The sequence below is a fragment of the Pseudonocardia sp. ZF1 genome, assembly GCF_056835605.1.
This window is the reverse complement of the sequence record NZ_JAJNBY010000001.1, coordinates 5,035,305-5,056,415: the sequence shown is the minus strand read 5'-3', so window position 1 is coordinate 5,056,415 and position 21,111 is coordinate 5,035,305. Positions and strand designations below refer to the sequence as shown.

Here is a 21,111-nt window from a genome sequence, read left to right as displayed (position 1 = left end):
CATGAGCGTCCTCGTGGTCGGCCTGTCGCACCGCAGCGCGCCGGTCGAGGTGCTGGAGCGCCTCGCGGTCGCTCCGGGTGAGGTGCCCAAGCTTCTCGAGGAGATGCTCGACCGCACGCACGTCGAGGAGGCGGTCGTCCTCTCCACGTGCAACCGGATCGAGATCTGCGCGGTCGTGGACGCGTTCCACGGCGGCCTCGGCGACGTCACCGACGTCCTCGGCACCCACGCCGGGTTCCCCATCGGCGAGCTGTCCGAGCACCTGTTCGTGCACTATGCGGGCTCCGCGGTCCAGCACCTGTTCGCGCTGGCGGCGGGCCTGGACTCGATGGTGGTCGGCGAGTCGCAGATCCTCGGCCAGCTGCGCGGCGCCTACGCGGCCGCCGACGCCGCGGGCGCCGTCGGCAAGGTCCTGCACGAGCTGGTGCAGCAGGCACTGCGCGTCGGCAAGCGGGTGCACGCCGGGACCGGCATCGACGAGGCGGGCGCCTCGGTGGTGTCGGAGGCCCTGCGCGACGCCGACCGCGAGCTCGGCGGCGACGGCCTGGCCGGGCGCCGCGCCGTCATCGTCGGGGCGGGGGCGATGGGCGCGCTGGCCGCGGCCCACCTGCGCCGGGCCGGGGCGGGCGAGATCGTCGTGCTGAACCGCTCCGCCGAGCGCGGCGAGCGGCTCGTCGAGAAGATCCTGGAGCACGCCGACCCGGGCACCACCGCCCGCTACGCGGCGATGGACGACCTGGCCACCGAGCTGCGCGACGCGGACCTGATGCTGGCCTGCACCGGGGCGATCGGCCACGTCGTGGAGGTCGGGCCGGTCGCCGAGGCGCTGGCCGGGCGGACCGCGCCCCTGATCGTGTGCGACCTGGGCCTGCCGCGTGACGTCGACCCGGCGGTCGCCGAGCTGACCGGTGTCCGCATGGTCGACCTGATCACCCTGCAGCGCCGGCTGCTCGACGTCGCCGACGGCGGTTCCGTCGCCGCGGCGCAGACGATGGTCGACGCCGAGGCCCAGCAGTACCTGGCCGGGCAGCGTTCGGCCGAGGTCACCCCGACCGTCACCGCGCTGCGCCGGCGCGCCTCGGAGGTCGTCGACGCCGAGCTGCTGCGCCTCGACTCGCGGCTGCCCGACCTCGACACCCGGGTCCGCGAGGAGCTCTCGCGGACCGTGCGCCGGGTCGTCGACAAGCTGCTGCACACCCCCACGGTCCAGGTGAAGCGCCTGGCCGAGGGGCCGGACGGGGACAGCTACGCCGCGGCGCTGCGCACCCTGTTCGAGCTCGACCCGCAGGCCGCCGCCGCGGTCGCCGCCCCGGTCCGGGGCGCCGACGCGAGCGTCGACGGCGGCGATGTGACCGCAGCCCTGAACGCCCCGCTCGGCCCCACGCCGTCGATCGGGTCCCGTCCCCCGGAGCAGATCCCGTGAGCGTCCTGAAGATCGGCACCCGGCCGTCGAAGCTGGCGGTCGCCCAGTCCACCACCGTCGCCGACCGGCTGATCGCCGCCGGGCACCCGTGCGAGCTGGTCACCATCTCGACCAGCGGTGACCGCTCGTCGGCGCCGATCCCGCAGCTCGGGGTGGGGGTGTTCGTCTCGCAGCTGCGCGACGCGCTCTACGCCGGCGAGATCGACGTCGCGGTGCACTCGTACAAGGACCTGCCGAGCGCACAGCCCGACGGGCTCACGATCGCGGCGGTCCCCGAACGCGAGGACGTCCGCGACGCGCTGGTCACCGGCGGTCGCGTGCTCGGCGAGCTGGGTCGTGGTGCCCGGGTCGGGACGGGGTCCCCGCGCCGGACCGTGCAGCTGCACGCGCTCGGCCAGGGCCTGGAGGTGCTGCCGATCCGCGGCAACGTGGACACCCGGATCGGGAAGGTGCGGTCGGGCGAGCTGGACGCGGTGGTCGTGGCCGCCGCCGGGCTGCGCAGGCTGGGCCGCGTCGACGAGGCGGACGAGCTGATCGACCCTCTGCAGATGCTGCCCGCGCCCGCCCAGGGTGCGCTGGCGATCGAGTGCCGCTCTGCCGACACCGACCTCGTCTCGGCGCTGCACGCGGTGCTCGACGACGCGGGCGTCCACCTCGCCGTCACCGCCGAGCGCGCGGTGCTGGCCGGGCTGGACGCCCGGTGCGACACCCCCGTCGGGGCGCTCGCCGAGGTCGTCTCCGACCTCGACGACGACGGCCGGGCGGTCGACCGCCTGTCGCTGCGCGGCGCGCTGGGGATCGGGGACATCGCGGGGGGCGACGTGGTGCGCGCCTCCGCCACCGGAGACATGGACGACGCAGAGAAGATCGGGGCCGCGGTCGCCCTCGAGCTTCTCGACCTGGGAGCCGAGGACCTGCCCCCCGCAGGTCCCGGTGGTCCCGCCAACCGCTGATTCGGGAGTTTCTTCAATGACAGGACCTGCCAACCCCTCAGGGCGGATCGCCTTCGTGGGCAGCGGACCGGGGGACCCGGCGCTGCTCACCGTGCGCGCCCGGGACGTGCTCGCCGGCTCGCCGCTGGTCATCACCGACCCGGACGTGCCGGAGGGCATCCTCGCCCTGGCCGCCGACGGCGCCGAGGTGCGCCCGGCCGTCGGCCAGCCCGCCGACATCGCGAGCGACCTGCTCACCGAGGCGGGCCAGGGCCGCTCGGTGGCCCGCCTGGTCTCCGGCGACCCGCTGACCAACGACGCCGTCGTCGCCGAGGCGATGGCCGTGTCCGCGTCGGGCACGCCGTTCGACGTCGTCCCCGGCGTCCCGTCCTCGACCGCGGTCCCGGCCTACGCCGGTGTCGCGCTCGGGTCGGCGCACGTCGAGGCCGACGTCCGCGCGGGCGTCGACTGGGCCGCGCTGGCCGCGAGCCCGGGCCCGGTCGTGCTGCACGCGACGAGCGCGCTGCTCGGCGACGTCGCCGCCGGGCTGACCGCCCAGGGCGTCCCGGACGAGACGCCGGTCGCGATCACCGCGGGCGGCACCACCTCCACCCAGCGGACCATCTCGTCGTCGGTCGGGCGGATCGCCGCCGACGGCGGTGACCTCGAGGGCGCGCTCGTCCTGACCGTCGGCGAGGCCGCCGGTCGTCGCGGCGAGCTGTCCTGGTGGGAGTCGCGCGCGCTCTACGGCTGGCGGGTCCTGGTGCCGCGCACCAAGGACCAGGCCGGCGTGATGAGCGAGCGGCTGCGGATGCACGGCGCCATCCCGGAGGAGGTGCCGACGATCGCCGTCGAGCCGCCCCGGTCGCCCGCGCAGATGGAGCGCTCGGTAAAGGGTCTCGTCGACGGCCGCTACCAGTGGGTCGTGTTCACCTCGACCAACGCGGTCAAGGCCGTCTGGGAGAAGTTCGGCGAGTTCGGCCTCGACGCCCGCGCCTTCTCCGGTGTGAAGATCGCCTGCGTCGGCCGCTCGACCGCGGAGAAGGTCCGCGAGTTCGGTATCGAGCCCGAGCTCGTCCCGGACATCGACGAGGCCCAGTCCTCGACGTCCGAGGGTCTGCTGGACATCTTCCCGCCGCACGACGACGTGCTCGACCCGGTCGACCGGGTGCTGCTCCCGCGCGCCGACATCGCCACCGAGACGCTGTCGGCCGGGCTGCAGGAGCGCGGCTGGGAGGTCGACGACGTGACGGCCTACCGGACCGTCCGGGCCGCCCCGCCGCCCGCGCCGATCCGTGAGGCGATCAAGACCGGCGGCTTCGACGCGGTGTGCTTCACCTCGTCGTCGACCGTGCGGAACCTGGTCGGCATCGCCGGCAAGCCGCACGCCCGCACCCTGGTCGCCTGCATCGGCCCGGCCACCGCGGAGACGGCGCGCGAGTTCGGCCTGCGGGTCGACGTGCAGCCGGAGGAGGCCCGCGTCCCGACCCTGGTCGACGCGCTGGCCAGCCACACCGCGAAGCTGCGCGCCGAGGGCAACCTGCCGCCGCCGAAGAAGGTGAAGGCGCGCCGCCGCTGAGCGGAGCGAAGGGCGCATCGGCACCGCCGCTGAGCGGAGCGAAGGGCGCATCGGCACCGCCGCTGAGCGGAGCCGTCGAGCTGCTCCCGTCGGGCCCCGTACCGCCTCCCGAGGTGGTGCGGGGCCGACGTGTGTCCGGGGCGGTCGTAGCCTGGTCCGCATGGGTTTCCCGGCGCAGCGTCCCCGACGGTTGCGGACCACCCCCGCGATGCGGCGGCTGGTCTCCGAGACCGAGGTCCGTCCGCGGCAGCTGGTGCTGCCGATGTTCGTCCGTGAGGGCGCGACGGAGCCGGTCCCGATCGGGTCGATGCCGGGGGTCGTCCAGCACACCCGCGACTCGCTGCGCAAGGCGGTCGCGGAGGCGGCAGCCGCGGGCGTCGGCGGCGTGATGCTGTTCGGGGTCCCCGAGTACCACGACGCGACCGGCTCCGGCGCCGTCGACCCGGACGGGATCCTCAACGTCGGCCTGCGCGACGTGCGCTCCGAGGTCGGCGACGACCTGGTCGTCATGTCCGACCTGTGCCTCGACGAGTTCACCGACCACGGGCACTGCGGCGTGCTGGACGCCGACGGCGGCGTCGACAACGACGCGACCCTGGAGATCTACGCCCGGATGGGCGTGGAGCAGGCCCGCGCGGGCGCCCACCTGGTCGGCCCCAGCGGGATGATGGACGGCCAGGTCGGCGTCATCCGCACCGCGCTCGACGAGGCCGGGTTCACCGACACCGGCATCCTCGCCTACACCGTCAAGTACGCCTCGGCGTTCTACGGCCCGTTCCGCGAGGCGGTGAACTCGCAGCTCAGGGGCGACCGCAAGACCTACCAGCAGGACGGCGGCAACGCCCGCGAGGCGCTGCGCGAGCTGGCGCTCGACCTCGACGAGGGCGCCGACATGGTGATGGTCAAGCCCGCCCTGGCCTACCTGGACGTCCTGGCCCGGGTGGCCGACGTCGCCGACGTGCCCGTCGCGGCGTACCAGATCTCCGGTGAGTACGCGATGGTCGAGGCCGCCGTCGCCCGGGGCTGGCTCGAGCGCGAGCGGACCATCATGGAGACGCTGACCTCGATCCGCCGCGCCGGTGCGGACGTGATCCTGACCTACTGGGCCACCGAGGCCGCGACCTGGCTCGACCGGGGCTGACACCGCTCACCCGGGCGCGTCGCCGGCCGGACTCACCCGGCGCTGCTCGGCTGCCCGGCGCTGTTCGGCCGGTCGGCCCTCCACCCCGACGGGACGCAGCGCGGACGCTGGGCGGGTCGGCGGCACACCCATCGGAGGCGGCGTCCACGGAGACCGTTCGCACGGTGACGGGTTTCCGCGGGGAAGAGGGGCGCCGGGTGCCGACCCCCGGGGTCACCTGTCCGCGAATTCGCTTACCGGGTAAGCGAATTCGCCGCACTCCCTGTGCCTCGACGAGACCGGGGCGCGACGCCGCGTCCCGGTTCCGGAAGAACGGCAACGCAGGGCCCGGCGGGGGCCGGCCGGGTGCCGGATCCCGCCGGGCGGTGCCGGGCGATCGCTCCGTGAGGGGTGAATCGCGGCGCCGGGTACCGCCGAACGTGGCAAACCGGACACCGGCCCGGCTACCGTGGAGCTCGTGAGCAGCAACCCGGGACAGCACGACGCCCCGCAGTACTACCGGCCCGGGCCGTCGACGGGGCACTACCCGCAGTACCCGCAGAACCCGTACCCCCACGGCTGGCACGGCGGCTCCACACCGCCGCCTGCCCCGCAGCAGGCACCCGCCGGGCCCGCGCCACAGCCGGGCACCACCGCACAGCCGGGCACCACCGCACAGCCGGGCACCACCGCACAGCCGGGCACCACCGCACAGCCGGGCGCCGCGCCGCATCCGGGGCCCGGGCAGCAGGCCGGGCAGGGCCCGCAGTGGAACGCCGCGTCGGGCTGGGGGCCGCCCCCGGCGGGGCTCGGCAGCGGGCCGCAGGGACGTCCGGCCCGGCCGCGTCAGGTGGTCACCGCGCTGGTCGCACTGATCGCGGCGGCGCTGCCGTTCGTCGTCACGGGCATCGGGTCGCTGTTCGTGACGTTCAACGAGTCCCTGCTCAACGACGCCGGGATCCCCCGTGGAGAGTTCGATGCCGCGCTCGCCCAGTCCGGGCTGACGATGGCGCAGTTCGGGGACGCTGTGCGGATCCTGGGCGTGGTCTTCGTCGCGATGGCCGTGATCTGGATCGTGCTGGCGGTAGCGGCGTTCCTCGGCGCGTCCTGGGCGCGGGTCGTGCTGATCGTGCTGCTGGCGCTCTACGGTCTCCCGCTGCTCGCGATCATGGCGACCAGCGGACAGCCGGTGTTCGCGGTACTCGTGATCGGCATCGCGGCGGTGGGCGTCACGCTGCTGTTCGGGCGCCCGGCGAAGGAGTGGTACGCCACCCGCAAGCTCGGGGCCGCGAGCCGGTCCTGACACCGGCTGCGAGACTGGGGACGTGAGCACCGGAAGCGCAGGGACCGCCGTGAGCAACCCGGAACCCGAGGAGTCCGCCCGCCTGTTCGAGCGGGCGACCGAGCTGATCCCGGGCGGGGTGAACTCCCCGGTGCGGGCGTTCAACTCGGTCGGCGGCACCCCGCGGTTCATGGTCTCGGGTGAGGGCTGCCGCCTCACCGACGCCGACGGCGCCACCTACGTCGACCTCGTCTCCTCCTGGGGGCCGATGATCCTGGGGCACGCGCACCCGGCCGTCGTCGAGGCGGTGCGGTCGGCGGCGTCGCAGGGGCTGTCGTTCGGCACCCCCACCCCGGGCGAGATCGACCTCGCCGCCGAGATCGTCGACCGGACCCCGGTCGAGCAGGTCCGCCTGGTCAACTCGGGCACCGAGGCGACGATGAGCGCCATCCGGCTCGCCCGCGGGATCACCGGCCGCACGGTGATCGTGAAGTTCTCCGGCTGCTACCACGGCCACGTCGACGCGCTGCTCGCCGACGCCGGCTCCGGGATCGCCACCCTCGGCCTGCCGACCAGCCCGGGTGTCACCGGCGCCCAGGCCGCCGACACCGTGGTGCTGCCCTACAACGACCTCGACGCCGTCCGCCAGGTCTTCGAGCAGCGCGGCGCCGACATCGCCTGCGTGATCACCGAGGCCGCCGCGGGCAACATGGGCGTGGTGCCGCCGGTCGAGGGCTTCAACGCCGGGCTGCGCGACCTGTGCCACGCGCACGGCGCGCTGCTGGTGATCGACGAGGTGATGACCGGGTTCCGCGCGTCGCGGCAGGGCTGGTTCGGCTGCGACGGCGTCGCGGGCGACCTCTACACCTTCGGCAAGGTCATGTCCGGCGGGCTGCCCGCAGCCGCGTTCGGCGGGTCGGCGCAGCACATGTCGTACCTGGCCCCGGCCGGGCCGGTGTACCAGGCGGGCACGCTGGCCGGGAACCCCGTCGCCGTCGCCGCCGGGCTCACCACGCTGCGCCACGCCGACGACGCCGCCTACGCCACCCTGCAGTCCCACGCCGACCGGGTCGGCGCGCTGGTCACCTCGGCGCTGGAGCGGGAGGGCGTCGCGCACACCCTGCAGTACGCGGGCACGATGTTCTCGCCGTTCTTCACCGACACCCCGGTCACCGGCTACGCCGGGGCCAAGGCCGCCGAGACCTGGCGCTACCCGGCGTTCTTCCACGCGATGCTCGACCACGGCGTCTACCTGCCCCCGAGCGCCTTCGAGGGCTGGTTCGTCTCCACCGCGCTGGACGACGAGGCGTTCGAACGGATCGAGACCGGCCTGGCCGCCGCCGCGCGGGCCGCGGCCGCCGCCACCCGTCCGGACGGGGCCTGAGCATGGGTGACCGGACCAGCCCGCCCGCGTCGGGGCCGGTGACCGTGGTGCACGTGCTGCGCCACGGCGAGGTGCACAACCCCGAGGGCGTCCTCTACGGCCGCATCCCCGGCTACCACCTGTCCGACCACGGCCGGGCGCAGGCCAAGACCGTCGCCGCGTACCTCGACGGCAACGACGTCGCCGCCGTCGTCGCGTCGCCGCTGCAGCGCGCCCAGGAGACCGCCCGCCCGATCGCGGACGCCCACGGCGTCGACATCCACACCGAGGAGGGCCTGATCGAGTCCGGCAATCTCTTCGAGGGCAAGCGGTTCGGGGTCGGCGACGGCGCGCTCAAGCGCCCGCAGGTGTGGCGGCTGCTGCGCGACCCGTTCACCCCGTCCTGGGGCGAGCCGTACCTCGCGATCGCGCACCGGATGCTCGGCGCCGTGCACGCCGCGCGGGCGCTCGCACCCGGCCGCGAGGTCGTGTGCGTGTCCCACCAGCTGCCGATCTGGACGCTGCGCCGCTACCTCATGGGGCAGCTGCTCTGGCACGACCCGCGCCGCCGCCAGTGCGCGCTCGCCTCGCTGACCAGCATCGAGTTCACCGGCACCCGGATGACCGGGCTGCGCTACGCCGAGCCGGCCGGCCCGAGCGGCGCGATGGTGACCGGGGCATGAGACGCCTGCTGCCCGCCCTGCTCGGGCTGCTGCTGCTCGTCGCCGGCTGCGGCGTCGGCCGCGACGCCGCGGGCGGAGGACCCGGCCAGGACTTCCAGTTCGTCGCCCCGGGCGGCCAGGTGCGCATCACCTACGACCCGCCGGAGAGCCGTCAGCCGATCACCGACCTGCGCGGCGAGAGCCTGCTGCGCGAGGGCACCCAGGTCGGCATCGGCGACTTCCCCGACACGGTGCGGGTCATCAACATCTGGGGCTCCTGGTGCGGCCCGTGCCGGACCGAGGCCCCCGAGCTGCAGGCCGTGGCCGAGGCGGCCCGGGGCAAGGCCGTCGTCCTCGGGATCGACGTCCGCGACGACCGGCAGGCCGCCCTGGACTTCGTGACCGACCGCGGCATCACCTACGACTCGATCTACGACGCGCCCGGCCGCACCCTGGCCCGGCTCGACGGCTACCCGCGCAACGTCGTGCCCTCGACGATCGTGCTCGACCGCGACGCCCGGGTGGCCGCGGTGTTCCTGGTCCCGGTCGGGAGCTCGGACCTGCTGCCGCTCATCACCCGGCTCGCCGCCGAGCCGAGGTCCGGTTCGTCCCGCTGACCCCGGGTGATCGCGCGGTCGCGCCCCGCCCGGTGAACTACACGCTGTAGAACCCGCCGCGCGGCACCCCGAGCAGGGCTTCTACCCTGGGGTGCGATGGACGCGACGACGACGCTGGCGATCTCGGGGCCGCTGCTGCTCGCAGTGCTGGTCTCGGTCGCCGCGGGGCTGGTGAGCTTCGCGTCGCCGTGTGTCGTCCCGCTGGTCCCCGGCTACCTCGCCTACCTCGCCGGGCTCGTCGGCGCGCAGTCCCCGCCGGTCACCCCTTCCGAGGCCACCGAGCGCGCCGCCGCCCGCCGGGGCGGGACCGCGGCCGCCCCCGAGGACGGCGTGCAGGACGGTGTCGCGGGTGCCGCCGCCGTGACCGCCGCGCCGGTCCGGGACGACGGCCGCTGGCGCGTCGCCGGGGCCGCGCTGCTGTTCGTCGGCGGGTTCACCGTCGTGTTCGGCGCGATCATGGTCGGCGTCGTGTGGCTGTCCGACGTCCTCATCGACAACGAGGCGCTGCTCCAGCGCATCGGCGGCGTCGTGATGATCGTGATGGGGCTGGCGTTCGCCGGGGCCGTCCCGGCGCTGCAGCGGGAGTACCGCTCGCACTGGACGCCGCGGCTCGGCCTCGCCGGCGCCCCGCTGCTGGGCGCGGTCTTCGGCCTGGGCTGGGTGCCCTGCATCGGGCCGACGCTGGCCGGGGTCGTCGCCGTCGCCGCCGGTACCGGGGGCGGCTCGGTGCGCGGGATCGTGCTGATCCTGGCCTACTGCGCCGGGCTCGGGATCCCGTTCGTGCTCATCGCGCTGGGCGCGACCCGGGCGGTGCGCGCACTGGGCTGGCTGCGCCGCCACACCCGGGCGGTGCAGATCGCCGGGGGAGTGCTGCTGGTCGGGGTCGGAGCGCTGCTGGTCTCCGGCCTGTGGTCCCAGTGGCTGGTCAGGCTGCAGGTGTCGATCGCCGGATTCACCCCGCCGATCTGATGAGCTCCCCGCCCGACGCCCCGCCGCAGCCGTCCGTGTCGACACCGGACGGCGTGCCCCCGTCGTCGCCGGGGCCCGGGCCGCTCTCCCGCGCGCTGGCGTTCCTGCGCAACACCTGGCGCGGGCTGACCAGCATGCGCACCGCGCTGGTCCTGCTGTTCCTCCTCGCGCTGGCCGCGATGCCCGGGGCCCTGCTGCCGCAGCGGTCGCTGAACGCGTTCCTCGTCGAGGACTTCTACCGCGACAACCCCGCCGTCGCGCCGGTGATCGACGCGGTCGGCGGGTTCGAGGTGTTCGCGAGCCCGTGGTTCGCCGCCATCTACCTGCTGCTGATGATCTCGCTGGTCGGCTGCGTGTTCCCGCGCACCGGCGAGTACCTGCGCTCGATCCGCCAGCCCCCGGTCATGACCCCGCGCAACCTGGCACGGCTGCCGCACCACGCCGAGGGCGACACGACCGCGGGCGTCGACGACGAGCTGGCCAGGGTGCGGCGGCTGCTGCGCGGCTGGCGCACCGTGGAGCGCACCGAGGACGACGGCTCCCGCACGATCTCGGCGGAGAAGGGGTTCCTGCGCGAGACCGGCAACCTCGTCTTCCACCTCAGCCTGATCGGCATCCTGCTCGGCCTGGCCGGCGGCAAGATGTACGGCTACGAGGGCGACGTCATCGTCCGCGCCGACGGCAGCGAGTTCTGCAACAGCTCCATCCTCGGCTACGACAGCTTCCGCGCCGGGCTGCGCGTCGACGGCACCGACCTCAACAACTTCTGCGTGAAGGTCGACCGGTTCGACGGCACCTGGCTGCCGAACGGCCAGCCGTCGACCTTCGGCGCCTCGGTCGGGTTCCAGACCGGGCAGGACGTCCGCGACGGCGTCAGCACCTGGCGCCCCGACGAGATCGCGGTCAACCACCCGCTGCGCACCGACGGCGACCGGGTCTACCTGACCGGCTACGGCTACGCACCGGAGTTCACGGTGACCTGGCCGGACGGGCAGAGCCGCACCGGTGAGGTGCAGTGGCGCCCGGTCGACCAGTCCGGCACCCAGCTGTCGGAGGGGGCGACGAAGTTCGAGCGCCCCGGCATCACCGACCCGGAGCAGCGGCGCACCACGCAGCTCGCCGTCACCGGGACGTTCGCACCGACCGGCGCGGTCGACCCCGAGGGCACGCTGGTGTCGGTGCACCCGGACCTGCGCTCGCCGACCGCCGACGTCGACGTGCTCCTCGGTGACCTCGGCATCGACGACGGCCGCGGCCAGTCGATCTTCAGCGTCGACCAGAGCAAGATCGACGACGGCGAGCTGCGCTCCGTCGCGACGGCGCGGCTCGGGATCGGCGACACCACACGGCTGCCGGACGGCACGGTCGTCCGGTTCGACGGTGTGACCCCGTGGGTGAACCTGCAGGTGGGCCACGACCCCGGCCAGTCCTGGGTGCTGGCCGCGGCGGTGCTGATGGTCGGCGGCCTCGCGCTGTCGCTGTCGGTCACGCGTCGCCGGTTCTGGGTGCGGGTGTCCCCGCGCGACGGCGGGGGCGGTCACATCGCCCTCGGTGGTCTGGCCCGGACCGACCGGGCAGGCTACGGCGAGGAGTTCGACCGGCTCGCGACCGAGCTGCTCGACCCGACGGACAAGAAGGACGGTTAACCCGAGATGCTCGTCGACCCGACCACCGCGATGTGGAGCGACCGCCTGTTCCAGGCGACGCTCGTCGTGCTGCTGCTGGCGCTGGTGTTCGCGTCGCTGGAGTACGCGGCCCGGCGCGTCGCGCGGGCCGCCGCCCGGCACGAGGAGCCCGCCCCGGTGGGGGCCGGGTCCACGGCGGTCGCGGCGCCCGAGGAGCCCCCGTCCGACGACGGCCGCCGCTCCCGTGCCGACCGCTACGGCCGGATCGGCATCTCGCTGATGGTGCTGGCGGCCCTGACCCACCTCGGGTCGATCGTGCTGCGCGGCTTCGCCGCCTACCGGTGGCCGCTGGGCAACATGTACGAGTTCACGTCGGCGCTGTGCCTGATGGCCGTCGGGGCGTGGCTGGTGCTCGTGCGCCGGCACCCGGGTCTGCGCCCGGCCGGGGTGTTCGTGCTGACGCCGGTCGTGCTGCTCATGTTCGTCACCGGCACCGTGCTCTACCTCGACGCGGCGCCGGTCGTCCCGGCCCTGCAGTCGTACTGGATCATCATCCACGTCACGACGATCACGCTGGCGTCGGGCCTGCTGCTCGTGCCCGGTGTGGCGAGCCTGCTGTTCCTGGTCAAGCGGAACGGGAAGCCGGCGTCGTGGGCCGCGAAGCTGCCGTCGGCGGAGTCGCTCGACCGGCTGGCGTACCGCGTGACGGTGCTCGCGTTCCCGCTCTACACCTTCGGCATCATCACCGGCGCGGTGTGGGCCGAGGCGGCCTGGGGCCGGTTCTGGGGCTGGGACCCGAAGGAGACCGTGGCCTTCGTCGCGTGGGTGCTCTACGCCGCCTACCTGCACGCCCGGGCCACCGCGGGGTGGAAGAACTCCGGCGCCGCGGCCTGGATCAACACGGCCGGCTTCGCCACGATCGTGTTCAACCTGTTCTTCATCAACATGGTGGTGGCCGGACTGCACTCGTACGCGGGGGTGTGAGGCGCCTCGACCACCGGGTTCCGCGCGGCTACCGTCGTTTCCCGTGAGTGAGAACGGTTCCGGCGAGCAGCCCGACGGTTCGGTGGGCCGCTACGTGCGGGAGCGCTGGGCCACGACGGAGTCCCCCGGCCGGTCCTTCGGACGGCGCAGGCGGACCGGCGGTGACGACGCTGCGGAGCCGGTCCCCGACGCCGGTGCCACGCCGCCGCGGACCCCGTCGGCCGCCGAACGCGCCGCGTCGGCGCCCGCCCCGGGCCGCGCGGCCGTCGGGACGCAGACCCCGCCGGCGGGCTCGGCGTGGGGCAGCGAGCTGCCCGAGATCGACGACGACCTGGTCGACGAGATCGACCCGTCCACCCCGCCGCACGGGATGGACCTGTCCGCCCTGCGCGAGACCCCGCGCCCGGCCTCCTCCGGCGCCGCGACCGTCGCCGACCCCGACGACGAGCCCGCCCCGGCCTCTGCGGGCGACCCCCGGCACCGCCGCGACGACGCCGCCCCGGACCCGGCCGTGCAGGACCACGGCCCCGACGACACCGGTCTCTACCGTGCCGCGGGCGCCGACCCCGAGCCGTGGTGGGCCGTGCCCGCCTCCGCGGTGCCCGACGACGACCCCGACGCGGACCTCATCTGGCGCGCCGACCGGTCCGCGGGCCGCGCGGCGGACGACACCGGCGACCGCGACACGACTCACGGGTACCCCCCGGACCGCGACACGCCCGCCGGGTACCCCCCGGACGGCGATGCGGCCCCGGGGCACTCCGCGGACGGTGACACCACGGCCCCCGGGCACCCGCCGGACGGCGGCGCCGCGGGCCCGGACCTCCCGGACCGCGCCACGGCCTCCCGGGACGAGTCCCCGGGCCGCACCGCGGCCGCCGGGTACGACTCCCCGGGCCGCACCGCGGCCGCCGGGTACGACGACGCGCCCGTGTCCGCCGATCCGCCGCACTCCGACCCCGCCGCTCCGGCGCCCACGGATCCTGCGGGTCCGGCGCACGCGGGGCACGGCGGCCGCGCGGTGCGGGACGGGTACCCGTCCTCCGCCGGTCCGGCCCCGGAACCGGCGCCGGGCGAGGGCTCCGGGAACACGGGGCCGGCACGGCCCGCCGAGACCGCCCGGCGCCCGGCGACCGCGCGGGAGGACGGGGCCGCCGTCGCCGGGCCCGCCGCAGCCGGCAGCGACCCCGGCCGGGGGGCCCGGACCGGCACCCCCCGGACGGAGCGCTCCCGCGACGACCGGCGCCCCCGCCAGGGGGAACGTCCCTGGCGCGCCGCCTGGGACGACGAGTCCGCGGAGACCGGGCCCCAGCGCACCCTCACCCCGCCGCGCGGCCGCCCGCAGACGGGGGTGAAGCGGCCCCGCTGGACGGCCCCCGAGGCGATCGAGGCCCGGGCCGCGCAGCACCGCCGCGGCGACGAGCCCCACGGCGGGCTGGACCTCGCGCCCTCGCGCACGGGGCACGGCAGCGCGGGCCGTCCGCCGACGAGCGGGTGGCGTCGCTGGGTCTACGTGCTCACCGGCGGCCTGGTGAACCCGGGGGAGAGCCCCGCGGAGCTGCACCGGCGCGACCTGGTGGCCCGCGCGAACCGGCCGCTCATCAGCTCGCACAAGATCGCGATGCTGAGCCTCAAGGGCGGGGTCGGGAAGACGACGGTCACCGCGACCCTCGGGGCGACGTTCGCGTCGCACCGCGGCGACCGGGTCGTGGCCGTCGACGCCAACCCCGACCGCGGCACGCTGAGCCAGAAGATCCCGCTGGAGACCACCGCGACCGTCCGCCACCTGCTGCGCGACGCCGACCGGGTCCGCCGCTACAGCGACGTCCGCGCCTACACCTCGCAGGGCGTGTCCCGGCTCGAGGTGCTCGCCAGCGAGCAGGACCCGGCGGTGTCGGAGGCGTTCAGCGAGGACGACTACCGGCGCGCGGTCGACCTGCTGGAGCACTTCTACAACCTGGTCCTGACCGACTGCGGCACCGGTCTGATGCACTCTGCGATGTACGGCGTGCTGGGGATGGCCGACCAGATCGTCGTCGTGTCGTCGGGCTCGATCGACGGCGCCCGCAGCGCCTCGGCGACCCTGGACTGGCTCGACGCCCACGGCTACGGGGCGCTGGTCCGCAACGCCGTCGTCGTCATCAACACCGTCTACCGGCGTGCCGGTGGCGGGGTGGACCTGGACCGCGTCGCCGAGCACTTCTCGGGACGGTGCCGGGCCGTGGTGAAGGTGCCATTCGACCCGCACCTGGAGGAGGGCGCGGAGATCGACCTGGAGCGCCTGGAGGAGACGACCCGGACGGCGTTGCTGGAGCTGGCGGCGGCCGTCGCCGACGGCTTCCCGGTCTGATCCCGGGCCGCGACGGCCCCCGTCGCCGCCCCGGACGTGACCGGAGACACCGAACGGCGGTCCGCCCGGTGGGTGGACCGCCCTTCGGTCAAGGCGTGTCGGGGAGGTGCCGGCCGGCGCGACCCGCTCAGGAACGCTCGGGCGGGTCCTCCTGGTCACGCACCTTCTCGTCGAGCTCGCGCAGGAAGTCGGGATCGTCGTCGGGGCCGGTCGCGCGCGGCTTCTCGGCCCGCTGGCCCGGCGACCAGGGGAACTCCGCGCGTGGGATGCGGTCGGAGACCACCTGCTCGGACCGCAGGGTCCGCACGAGCAGCACCGCGACCACGGCCGCGCCGGCGAGAAGGATCAGGAAGAACAACATCAGGCCACCTCCGCTGTCCAGCGTAGCGAAGGTGGCCTGACGTACGGGTGAAGTCGAGACCCTCACCCCATGTGTGCGCTCCGGATCAGCGGAGACCGGTGTTGGCCTCGCTGGTCAGGTCGGCGAGCAGGCCACGGACCTCGGACTCGCGGAACCGGCGGTGGCCGCCCGGCGTACGGATCGAGCCGATCCGCCCGGCCGAGGCCCAGCGGGTCACGGTCTTGGGGTCGACGCGGAAGAGCGTGGCCACCTCACCCGGGGTGAGGAGACGCTCGGGTGCCTGAGTCGGAGCTGCCATGGGGATCCTCCCGAAGTGCACGTGGAGTATGTGTCACGGTGCTCGCCGGAGGCATCCGGCCGGGTACCGCTCTCGGTTTCCGGGCCATCGTGACACCTCAGACCCCGGGTACTCGAACGGTGTTGTGTGAGTAAAGGGTTCTTAAAGGGCAAAGCCGGTGAACGACTCGAACCGGACAGGCGGGGACGCCCGGGGAGGGACCGCCGCCCGGGCGGGTGCCCGCGATCCGGACGTCCGGGGCGAGTCCGGGTGGAACCGGGCAGCCGCGGTCCGGCCGGTCCGGCCCGTACCCTGGGGACCATGACGTCTCCGACCCCGCCGCAGGCCGCGGCGCGGGAGCGCGCCGGTGAGCCCGGGCTGGCCACCACGGTGGCGCTCTACACGCTCGCGCGGCTCGGTCTGCTCGCCGTGATGACGGTCGTCCTCGCGCTGATCGGCGTGCCGTGGCTCGTCGCGCTGCTCGTGGCGCTCGTCGTCGCACTGCCGCTGTCGATGGTGTTGTTCCGCGGGCTGCGGGAGCGGCTGGACCGGGCGATCGCCGCGTCGACGGCCCGCCGGTCCTCCGAGCGGGCGTCGCTGCGGGCCCAGCTGCGCGGCGACGTCGGCCCGCCGCCGTCCCCGGACGCGCCCGTCGCGCCCGCGTCCCCGGGCGCCCCCGTCGCGCCGTCCGCGTCGTCGACCGTCGCGTCCCCGCCCGCCGCGGCCGGTGCGGACGGGGCCGAGGTGCCGGCCGGGTCCGACCCGGCCCCGTCGGAGGGCGACGGCCCGACCCGCTGACGGTCCGGGCCCGGTCCGACGGGGGGCGGGGCCGACGCGCCCCGGGCCGCGTCCGCCGGAGGTGCGCGGTGCCGGGAGCGCTCAGCCGAACGCGAGCCCGACCGCCGCCGCGACGCCCCACGCCAGCAGCAGCAGGCCGGTGTCCTTGAGGACCGGGATGAGCGCGGGCCCCTGTGCCCCGCCGAGCACGATCCGCACCGGCCGCACCGCGGCGGGCAGCGCGAGCAGCGCCACCAGCAGCCCCGGCCGGTCGAACGCGGCGCCGACCGCGACGACGAACGGCACCAGCACCAGCGCGAGGTAGAGCATCCGGGTGCCGTGGTCCCCGAGCCGCACCGCGAGGGTCCGCTTGCCGACGACCCGGTCGCCCGGGATGTCCCGCAGGTTGTTCGCGACCAGGACCGCGCACGTCAGCAGCCCGGCACCGGCCGCGGCCCCGACGGCGGCGGCGTCGACGCGGCCGGCCTGGGTCAGCATGGTGCCCAGCACCGCGACCGGGCCGAAGAACACGAACACCGCGACCTCGCCGAGCCCGGCGTAGCCGTAGGGCCGCGAGCCGCCGGTGTAGTACCAGGCGCCGACGATGCACAGTGCCCCGACCAGCAGCAGCCACCACTGGCCGGAGACCGCCGTGAGCACCAGCCCGGCGACGGCGGCGACCCCGAAGCAGGCGAACGCCGCGGCCTTCACCGTGGCCGGTTCGGCGGCCCGGGAGCCGACCAGACGCTGGGGGCCGACACGGTCGTCGTCGGTGCCGCGGATGCCGTCGGAGTAGTCGTTGGCGAAGTTCACCCCGATCACCAGCGCGACCGCCACCAGGAGGGCGAGCAGCGCGGAACCGGGGGCGAGGGCGCCCACGCCGAGCGCGGCGCCGGTCCCGACGAGGACGGGGGAGATCGCGGTGGGGAGGGTGCGCGGCCGCGCACCCTCGACCCACTCTGCCGTGGTGGCCACCCCGGCAACCTATCCCGCCGCGCCGCCGTCCGACGGAGCCGTCCCACGGCACGGCCACACCCCTGCGCCGGTCGCCACACCCGCGGCAACGGGTGTGCGGACCGGCGCAGGGGTGTGGCTGCCGGGCAGGACGGTCAGGAGGTGCCGGAGGGCGCCCGCTGGGCCGAGCCGGGGGTCACGCGGGCGGCCTGGTTGTCGCCGCTGGGGACGCCGGTCGCGGGTGTGGTCGCGGTGGTGGACCCGGGTGAGGGGGTGCCCGCCGTGGCCCCGCCGGCGGCCGGTGCTCCGGCTCCCGGCCCCGTCGCCGCGGACGGCGCGGACGGCGCGGACGGCGTCGAGGAGGACGGTGCCGGCGCGGACGGGGTGGCACCGGACGGTGCGGTGGGGACGGCCGGGGCCGGAGCCGGCGAGCCGCCGGCCGCGGCGGAGGCGTCGGGCACCGCGGGAGCCGCGGAGGTGCCGGGCGCCGGGGGAGTTGCGGGGGTGCCGGGCGCCGGGGGAGCCGCGGGAGTGCCGGGGGCCGACGGAGCGGCGGAGGCGTCGGGCGCGGTGGGTGCAGCGGGCGAGGGTGCGGCGAGTGCGGACGGTGCCGCCGCGTCGCAGGCCGGGACGTCGCCCGGCAGCCCGGTGAACGCCGTCGCCGGGAGGTACTGGCCGTCGCCGATCCGGACGAACGCGCCGGAGGTGCACTGCACCGGCACCTCGGTGGCGTCGACGGCGATCCCGACCGATTCCGCGCCGGCCTCGGGCCGGGCGAGGATCTGGATGTCCGGGGTGCCCTCGGTGCGGATCGCGGACAGCCGCTGCGACCCGGTCCACAGGTAGTCGACCTGGACCTGCGAGTTGTCCTTCAGGCCGAGGACGTCCCAGAAGATGCCGTCGCCCAGGTCGATGCCCGCCGGGTTGGCGACCCGGCGCCCGAACTGGTCCTTGCCGCCGTTGTGCCCGTTGCGCGCGGCCGCGGCCTGCGGCACGCCCTGGGGCAGGTCCTTCCACATCTCCCGCTGGTTCGACGGGTTCCAGTAGTCGTCCTTGGTGTTCCACGGGCCGATGTCCCAGACCGGGGCGATCGCGCAGCGTCCGTTGGGGGCGCAGACCTTGACCGAGTAGTCGGTCTTGCCGTTGGCCGAGAGCGCCCGGCGTGAGGGCAGCGCGACGAAGCGGTCCCGGTTGACGATCTTGTGGCCGTTCGCGGTGGTGCCGCCGACGAGCCCCTCGCGGGTGGCGAACACCGAGTAGCTGCGCGGAGCGGCCTCGGTGACCGGCTCGCTCTCGGCGCCGGAGCCGGGCGTCGCGGTGAGGGTGAGCTCCCGGACGGTCGGGTCGGCCGCGCCGGTGGCGGTGAGGACCAGGCGTCCCTGCACCTCGGTGACGGCCTCCGGCAGCTCGGTGCGGGAGTCCTGGGCGGGGATCCACTCGGTCCAGCCGCCGCCCGCCCGCTTCCCGCGGACGTCGACCGACGCCGTCGAGCCGGGCGGGGTGTCCGCGACGAGCCGGGAGTCGACCTCCCGGGTCGGGGTGTCCAGGGTGCGCGGCGCGAGGGTCAGCAGCCCGGTCGGGACCACCTCGGCCGGGTCCGCCGAGGACTCCGTGTCCCCCTCGTCGGCCGGGGCCCCGAAGGCCGTCGACCGGTCGAACCGGGCCCCGTCGGGCGAGACGACGACACCGTTGCCGGTGCCCTCGCTCAGCTCCGGCTGCCACGTCGTGCCCGGCTCGTCGGCCATCGCCGGGACCGTGGCGGCGGCACAGAGCGCGCCGGTCGCGGCGAGCAGACCGATGGCCCGCAGCCCGGCCCGCGTGATGCTGCGCATGGACAACCCCCGCTGATCGCTGTGACTCGTGTGACGACGGGGAGCCCTGTGATGGGTGAGGGCTCTGTGTCGCCAGTGGTCGAAGCACACTCGATCTCAGGGGTGCGCGCAACGCACGCTGCGTGAACCAACTCCAAGGTGTGTACACGGATCGGGTGGTGGAGACCGTGACGCAACGCCGTGATCCGACTGCCCACCGTGACCGACAACTCCGCTGGGTGAGCGGTCAGGTGCGGCGTGCCCCCGCCAGGATCTCCGCGACGGCGGTGCGGTCGGGCTTGCCGATCCCGCGCTCGGGCACGGTGTCGGCCCGCAGCAGCAGCCGCGGCACGGCGGCCCGGCCGCACGCCGCGCGGACCGCGGCACACAGAGCGTGATCGTCCGGTGCGGCCCCGGAGGGCACCACGAGCGCGGCCACGATCTGGCCCCACTCGTCGTCGGGGAGGCCGACGACGCACGCCGCGCGGACGCCGTCGACCGCCAGGAGCGCCCGCTCCACCGCGGCCGGTGCGACCTTCTCGCCCCCGGTGTTGACGAGGTCGTCGACCCGGCCCAGGACGGTCAGCGTCCCGTCCGGTGCGAGCGCGCCGAGGTCCCCGGTCCGGAACCGGCGGACGCCCCCGTCGGACACGAAGGCCTCCGCGGTCGCCTCCGGCGCCCCCAGGTACCCGCCGGCGACGACCGGCCCGCCGAGCACCACCCGTCCGTCGGCCGGGTCGAGGGTGACCTCGACGCCGTCGAGCGGGACGCCGTCGTAGACGCAGCCGCCGCAGGTCTCGCTCATCCCGTAGGTGGTGACCACCCGGATCCCCTCGGCGAGCGCGCGCCCGCGCAGCCGCGGGTCCAGAGCGGCCCCGCCGACGAGCACGGCGTCGTACCCGGCCAGGGCGTACAGCGGGGCACCGCCGTGGTCCAGGATCCGCGCCAGCTGGGTCGGGACGAGGCTGGTGTAGCGACGGGTGCCGTGCGCCATCCGCCCGGTGGCACGGGCCAGGCCGTCGGGCCGGAAGCCGTCGCGGACGTCCTGGACCACGCAGGCCGTGTCCGCGAGCAGGGCGCGCAGCACCACCTGGACCCCGGCGACGTGCTCGGCGGGCAGCGCGAGCAGCCACGACCCCGGGCCGCCGAGCCGGGCGTGCGTCGCCGCGGCCGAGGCCCGCAGCGCGTCCGCGGTGAGCGCGACGTACTTGGGCTCCCCGGTCGACCCCGAGGTGGCGACGACGGCGGCGAGCCCGTCGGGCAGCTCCCCGGCCGCGGCGGCCCGCGCCACCGGCCCGGGCAGCGCGCTCGGTCCGGCGGTGCCCGGCCCGGCGTCGCCCGGCGCCGCGGCACCCGGACCCGGGCCCGGCTCGGCCCGCACGGGCAGCACCGCGGGGCCCGTGCCGTCCACGGCGGCCCGCAGCGCGGCCGCCAGCCGGGTCACCGACTCCGCGGAGCCGTCCACCGGAAGTGCACGCACAGTCATGCTGTCAACCCTGTCTGTCGTGACGCACGCAACCGGGAGCGGCGTCCGAACGGCGTCTTTCATCAGATTCGGGGAACGGTGTAGGGCGGGTGCAACGCGGGGGGCCTTCCACCCGACTCAGGGGGTGAGAGCGGCGGCGCACCCGCCCGCCGGTCACGGGTTCGAAGGGGCTCACCATGCCGTACACCGCCACCGCCGACGCGTCCCCGACCGGCAGCCCGCGCTCGCTGCGCTGCCGCCGGCCCGCCGGCTCCGGGCACCGTGCGGTCGCCGGCGAGCTCGCGGCCCTGGCCTTCGACGTGCCGTCCGGCCCGGTGACCCCGGCCCCGGCGCCGCAGCGCCCGGCGGTCGCCGTCCCGCAGCAGAGCGGCCCGCGGGCCGTCGTCGCGGCGCGGCCGGTCCCCGTGCCCCGGCCGCGCCCCGCCGCGGAGTGACGACCTAGTAGTGCCAGGGGGACTGGTGCTGCGGATCCTCTGCAGTACGCGGTCACCTGCTGGTCCTCTCTGGATCACTGCTTTGACCTGCTAGTTACCACTTCC

General features: G+C 75.5%; 19 protein-coding genes. 14 read left to right on the top strand and 5 right to left on the bottom strand.

Annotated elements, in window-relative coordinates; genetic code table 11:
* Position 1 precedes the first annotated feature (1 nt).
* The 12 genes from ZF1_RS24315 to ZF1_RS24260 all read left to right on the top strand — a co-directional run bounded on the left by ZF1_RS24315 (position 2) and on the right by ZF1_RS24260 (position 14,906).
* A complete protein-coding gene (locus tag ZF1_RS24315) occupies positions 2–1,423 on the top strand; it encodes a glutamyl-tRNA reductase (protein ID WP_208818940.1) in 1,422 nt (473 codons plus the stop codon).
* Complete coding sequence (gene hemC, locus ZF1_RS24310; RefSeq protein ID WP_405414822.1) at positions 1,420–2,376, top strand: hydroxymethylbilane synthase; 957 nt, start codon at positions 1,420–1,422, stop codon at positions 2,374–2,376. The genes ZF1_RS24315 and hemC overlap by 4 nt, the downstream gene beginning before the upstream one ends.
* 16 nt (positions 2,377–2,392) lie before the next feature.
* Positions 2,393–3,934 carry a bifunctional uroporphyrinogen-III C-methyltransferase/uroporphyrinogen-III synthase gene (locus ZF1_RS24305; protein WP_062398038.1) on the top strand — a complete coding sequence of 514 codons (1,542 nt, stop codon included), beginning with the start codon at positions 2,393–2,395 and terminating at the stop codon, positions 3,932–3,934.
* Between the two features lie 160 nt (positions 3,935–4,094).
* On the top strand, positions 4,095–5,075 hold the full coding sequence (hemB, locus tag ZF1_RS24300) for a porphobilinogen synthase (RefSeq protein WP_482638425.1): 981 nt from the start codon (positions 4,095–4,097) through the stop codon (positions 5,073–5,075).
* A gap of 457 nt (positions 5,076–5,532) precedes the next feature.
* Positions 5,533–6,357, top strand: coding sequence for a hypothetical protein (locus tag ZF1_RS24295; RefSeq protein WP_482638424.1), 825 nt, complete (start codon positions 5,533–5,535; stop codon positions 6,355–6,357).
* A 49-nt stretch (positions 6,358–6,406) separates the two neighbouring features.
* Positions 6,407–7,720 (top strand): glutamate-1-semialdehyde 2,1-aminomutase, encoded by a 1,314-nt coding sequence (gene hemL, locus ZF1_RS24290; RefSeq protein WP_482638423.1) that lies wholly within the window; start codon positions 6,407–6,409, stop codon positions 7,718–7,720.
* A 2-nt stretch (positions 7,721–7,722) separates the two neighbouring features.
* On the top strand, positions 7,723–8,382 hold the full coding sequence (locus tag ZF1_RS24285; RefSeq protein WP_482638422.1) for a histidine phosphatase family protein: 660 nt from the start codon (positions 7,723–7,725) through the stop codon (positions 8,380–8,382).
* Complete coding sequence (locus ZF1_RS24280) at positions 8,379–8,978, top strand: TlpA family protein disulfide reductase (RefSeq protein WP_062398027.1); 600 nt, start codon at positions 8,379–8,381, stop codon at positions 8,976–8,978. Before ZF1_RS24285 ends, ZF1_RS24280 begins: the two co-directional genes overlap by 4 nt.
* 96 nt (positions 8,979–9,074) lie before the next feature.
* Positions 9,075–9,947, top strand: coding sequence for a cytochrome c biogenesis CcdA family protein (locus ZF1_RS24275; RefSeq protein WP_476652750.1), 873 nt, complete (start codon positions 9,075–9,077; stop codon positions 9,945–9,947).
* On the top strand, positions 9,947–11,593 hold the full coding sequence (gene resB / locus ZF1_RS24270; RefSeq protein WP_405414834.1) for a cytochrome c biogenesis protein ResB: 1,647 nt from the start codon (positions 9,947–9,949) through the stop codon (positions 11,591–11,593). The genes ZF1_RS24275 and resB overlap by 1 nt, the downstream gene beginning before the upstream one ends.
* A gap of 6 nt (positions 11,594–11,599) precedes the next feature.
* Entirely contained in the window at positions 11,600–12,556 is a 957-nt protein-coding gene (gene ccsB, locus ZF1_RS24265) for a c-type cytochrome biogenesis protein CcsB (protein ID WP_100878773.1), read from the top strand.
* A 43-nt stretch (positions 12,557–12,599) separates the two neighbouring features.
* Positions 12,600–14,906 (top strand): nucleotide-binding protein, encoded by a 2,307-nt coding sequence (locus ZF1_RS24260; protein WP_482638421.1) that lies wholly within the window; start codon positions 12,600–12,602, stop codon positions 14,904–14,906.
* 127 nt (positions 14,907–15,033) lie between these two features.
* Here the strand turns inward: ZF1_RS24260 and ZF1_RS24255 are convergent, their stop codons facing one another.
* Entirely contained in the window at positions 15,034–15,267 is a 234-nt protein-coding gene (locus tag ZF1_RS24255; RefSeq protein ID WP_482638420.1) for a hypothetical protein, read from the bottom strand.
* 85 nt (positions 15,268–15,352) lie between these two features.
* Positions 15,353–15,565 carry a BldC family transcriptional regulator gene (locus tag ZF1_RS24250; protein ID WP_073576557.1) on the bottom strand — a complete coding sequence of 71 codons (213 nt, stop codon included), beginning with the start codon at positions 15,563–15,565 and terminating at the stop codon, positions 15,353–15,355.
* A 300-nt stretch (positions 15,566–15,865) separates the two neighbouring features.
* Here ZF1_RS24250 and ZF1_RS24245 point away from each other — a divergent pair, with 300 nt between their 5' ends.
* Positions 15,866–16,342, top strand: coding sequence for a DUF4229 domain-containing protein (locus ZF1_RS24245; RefSeq protein WP_482638419.1), 477 nt, complete (start codon positions 15,866–15,868; stop codon positions 16,340–16,342).
* 81 nt (positions 16,343–16,423) lie between these two features.
* Here ZF1_RS24245 and ZF1_RS24240 read toward each other — a convergent pair whose 3' ends face one another.
* The 3 genes from ZF1_RS24240 to menE form a co-directional block, all read right to left on the bottom strand.
* Entirely contained in the window at positions 16,424–17,296 is an 873-nt protein-coding gene (locus tag ZF1_RS24240) for a 1,4-dihydroxy-2-naphthoate polyprenyltransferase (protein WP_251786735.1), read from the bottom strand.
* Between the two features lie 134 nt (positions 17,297–17,430).
* Complete coding sequence (locus ZF1_RS24235; RefSeq protein WP_482638418.1) at positions 17,431–19,107, bottom strand: hypothetical protein; 1,677 nt, start codon at positions 19,105–19,107, stop codon at positions 17,431–17,433.
* Between the two features lie 226 nt (positions 19,108–19,333).
* Positions 19,334–20,572: an o-succinylbenzoate--CoA ligase gene (gene menE, locus ZF1_RS24230; protein WP_482638417.1), complete on the bottom strand. Its 1,239-nt coding sequence runs from the start codon at positions 20,570–20,572 to the stop codon at positions 19,334–19,336.
* Between the two features lie 176 nt (positions 20,573–20,748).
* Between menE and ZF1_RS24225 the strand changes: the two genes are divergently transcribed.
* Positions 20,749–21,006 (top strand): hypothetical protein, encoded by a 258-nt coding sequence (locus tag ZF1_RS24225; RefSeq protein ID WP_251786733.1) that lies wholly within the window; start codon positions 20,749–20,751, stop codon positions 21,004–21,006.
* The last annotated feature ends 105 nt before the right edge of the window (positions 21,007–21,111 follow it).

Coding starts and splice junctions, on each gene's coding strand:
- ZF1_RS24315 (WP_208818940.1), top strand. CDS start 2: ATGAGCGTCCTCGTGGTCGGCCTGTCGCACCGCAGCGCGCCGGTCGAG.
- ZF1_RS24305 (WP_062398038.1), top strand. CDS start 2,393: ATGACAGGACCTGCCAACCCCTCAGGGCGGATCGCCTTCGTGGGCAGC.
- hemB (WP_482638425.1), top strand. CDS start 4,095: ATGGGTTTCCCGGCGCAGCGTCCCCGACGGTTGCGGACCACCCCCGCG.
- ZF1_RS24285 (WP_482638422.1), top strand. CDS start 7,723: ATGGGTGACCGGACCAGCCCGCCCGCGTCGGGGCCGGTGACCGTGGTG.
- ZF1_RS24280 (WP_062398027.1), top strand. CDS start 8,379: ATGAGACGCCTGCTGCCCGCCCTGCTCGGGCTGCTGCTGCTCGTCGCC.
- ZF1_RS24275 (WP_476652750.1), top strand. CDS start 9,075: ATGGACGCGACGACGACGCTGGCGATCTCGGGGCCGCTGCTGCTCGCA.
- resB (WP_405414834.1), top strand. CDS start 9,947: ATGAGCTCCCCGCCCGACGCCCCGCCGCAGCCGTCCGTGTCGACACCG.
- ccsB (WP_100878773.1), top strand. CDS start 11,600: ATGCTCGTCGACCCGACCACCGCGATGTGGAGCGACCGCCTGTTCCAG.
- ZF1_RS24255 (WP_482638420.1), bottom strand. CDS start 15,267: ATGTTGTTCTTCCTGATCCTTCTCGCCGGCGCGGCCGTGGTCGCGGTG.
- ZF1_RS24250 (WP_073576557.1), bottom strand. CDS start 15,565: ATGGCAGCTCCGACTCAGGCACCCGAGCGTCTCCTCACCCCGGGTGAG.
- ZF1_RS24245 (WP_482638419.1), top strand. CDS start 15,866: ATGACGTCTCCGACCCCGCCGCAGGCCGCGGCGCGGGAGCGCGCCGGT.
- ZF1_RS24235 (WP_482638418.1), bottom strand. CDS start 19,107: ATGCGCAGCATCACGCGGGCCGGGCTGCGGGCCATCGGTCTGCTCGCC.
- menE (WP_482638417.1), bottom strand. CDS start 20,572: ATGACTGTGCGTGCACTTCCGGTGGACGGCTCCGCGGAGTCGGTGACC.
- ZF1_RS24225 (WP_251786733.1), top strand. CDS start 20,749: ATGCCGTACACCGCCACCGCCGACGCGTCCCCGACCGGCAGCCCGCGC.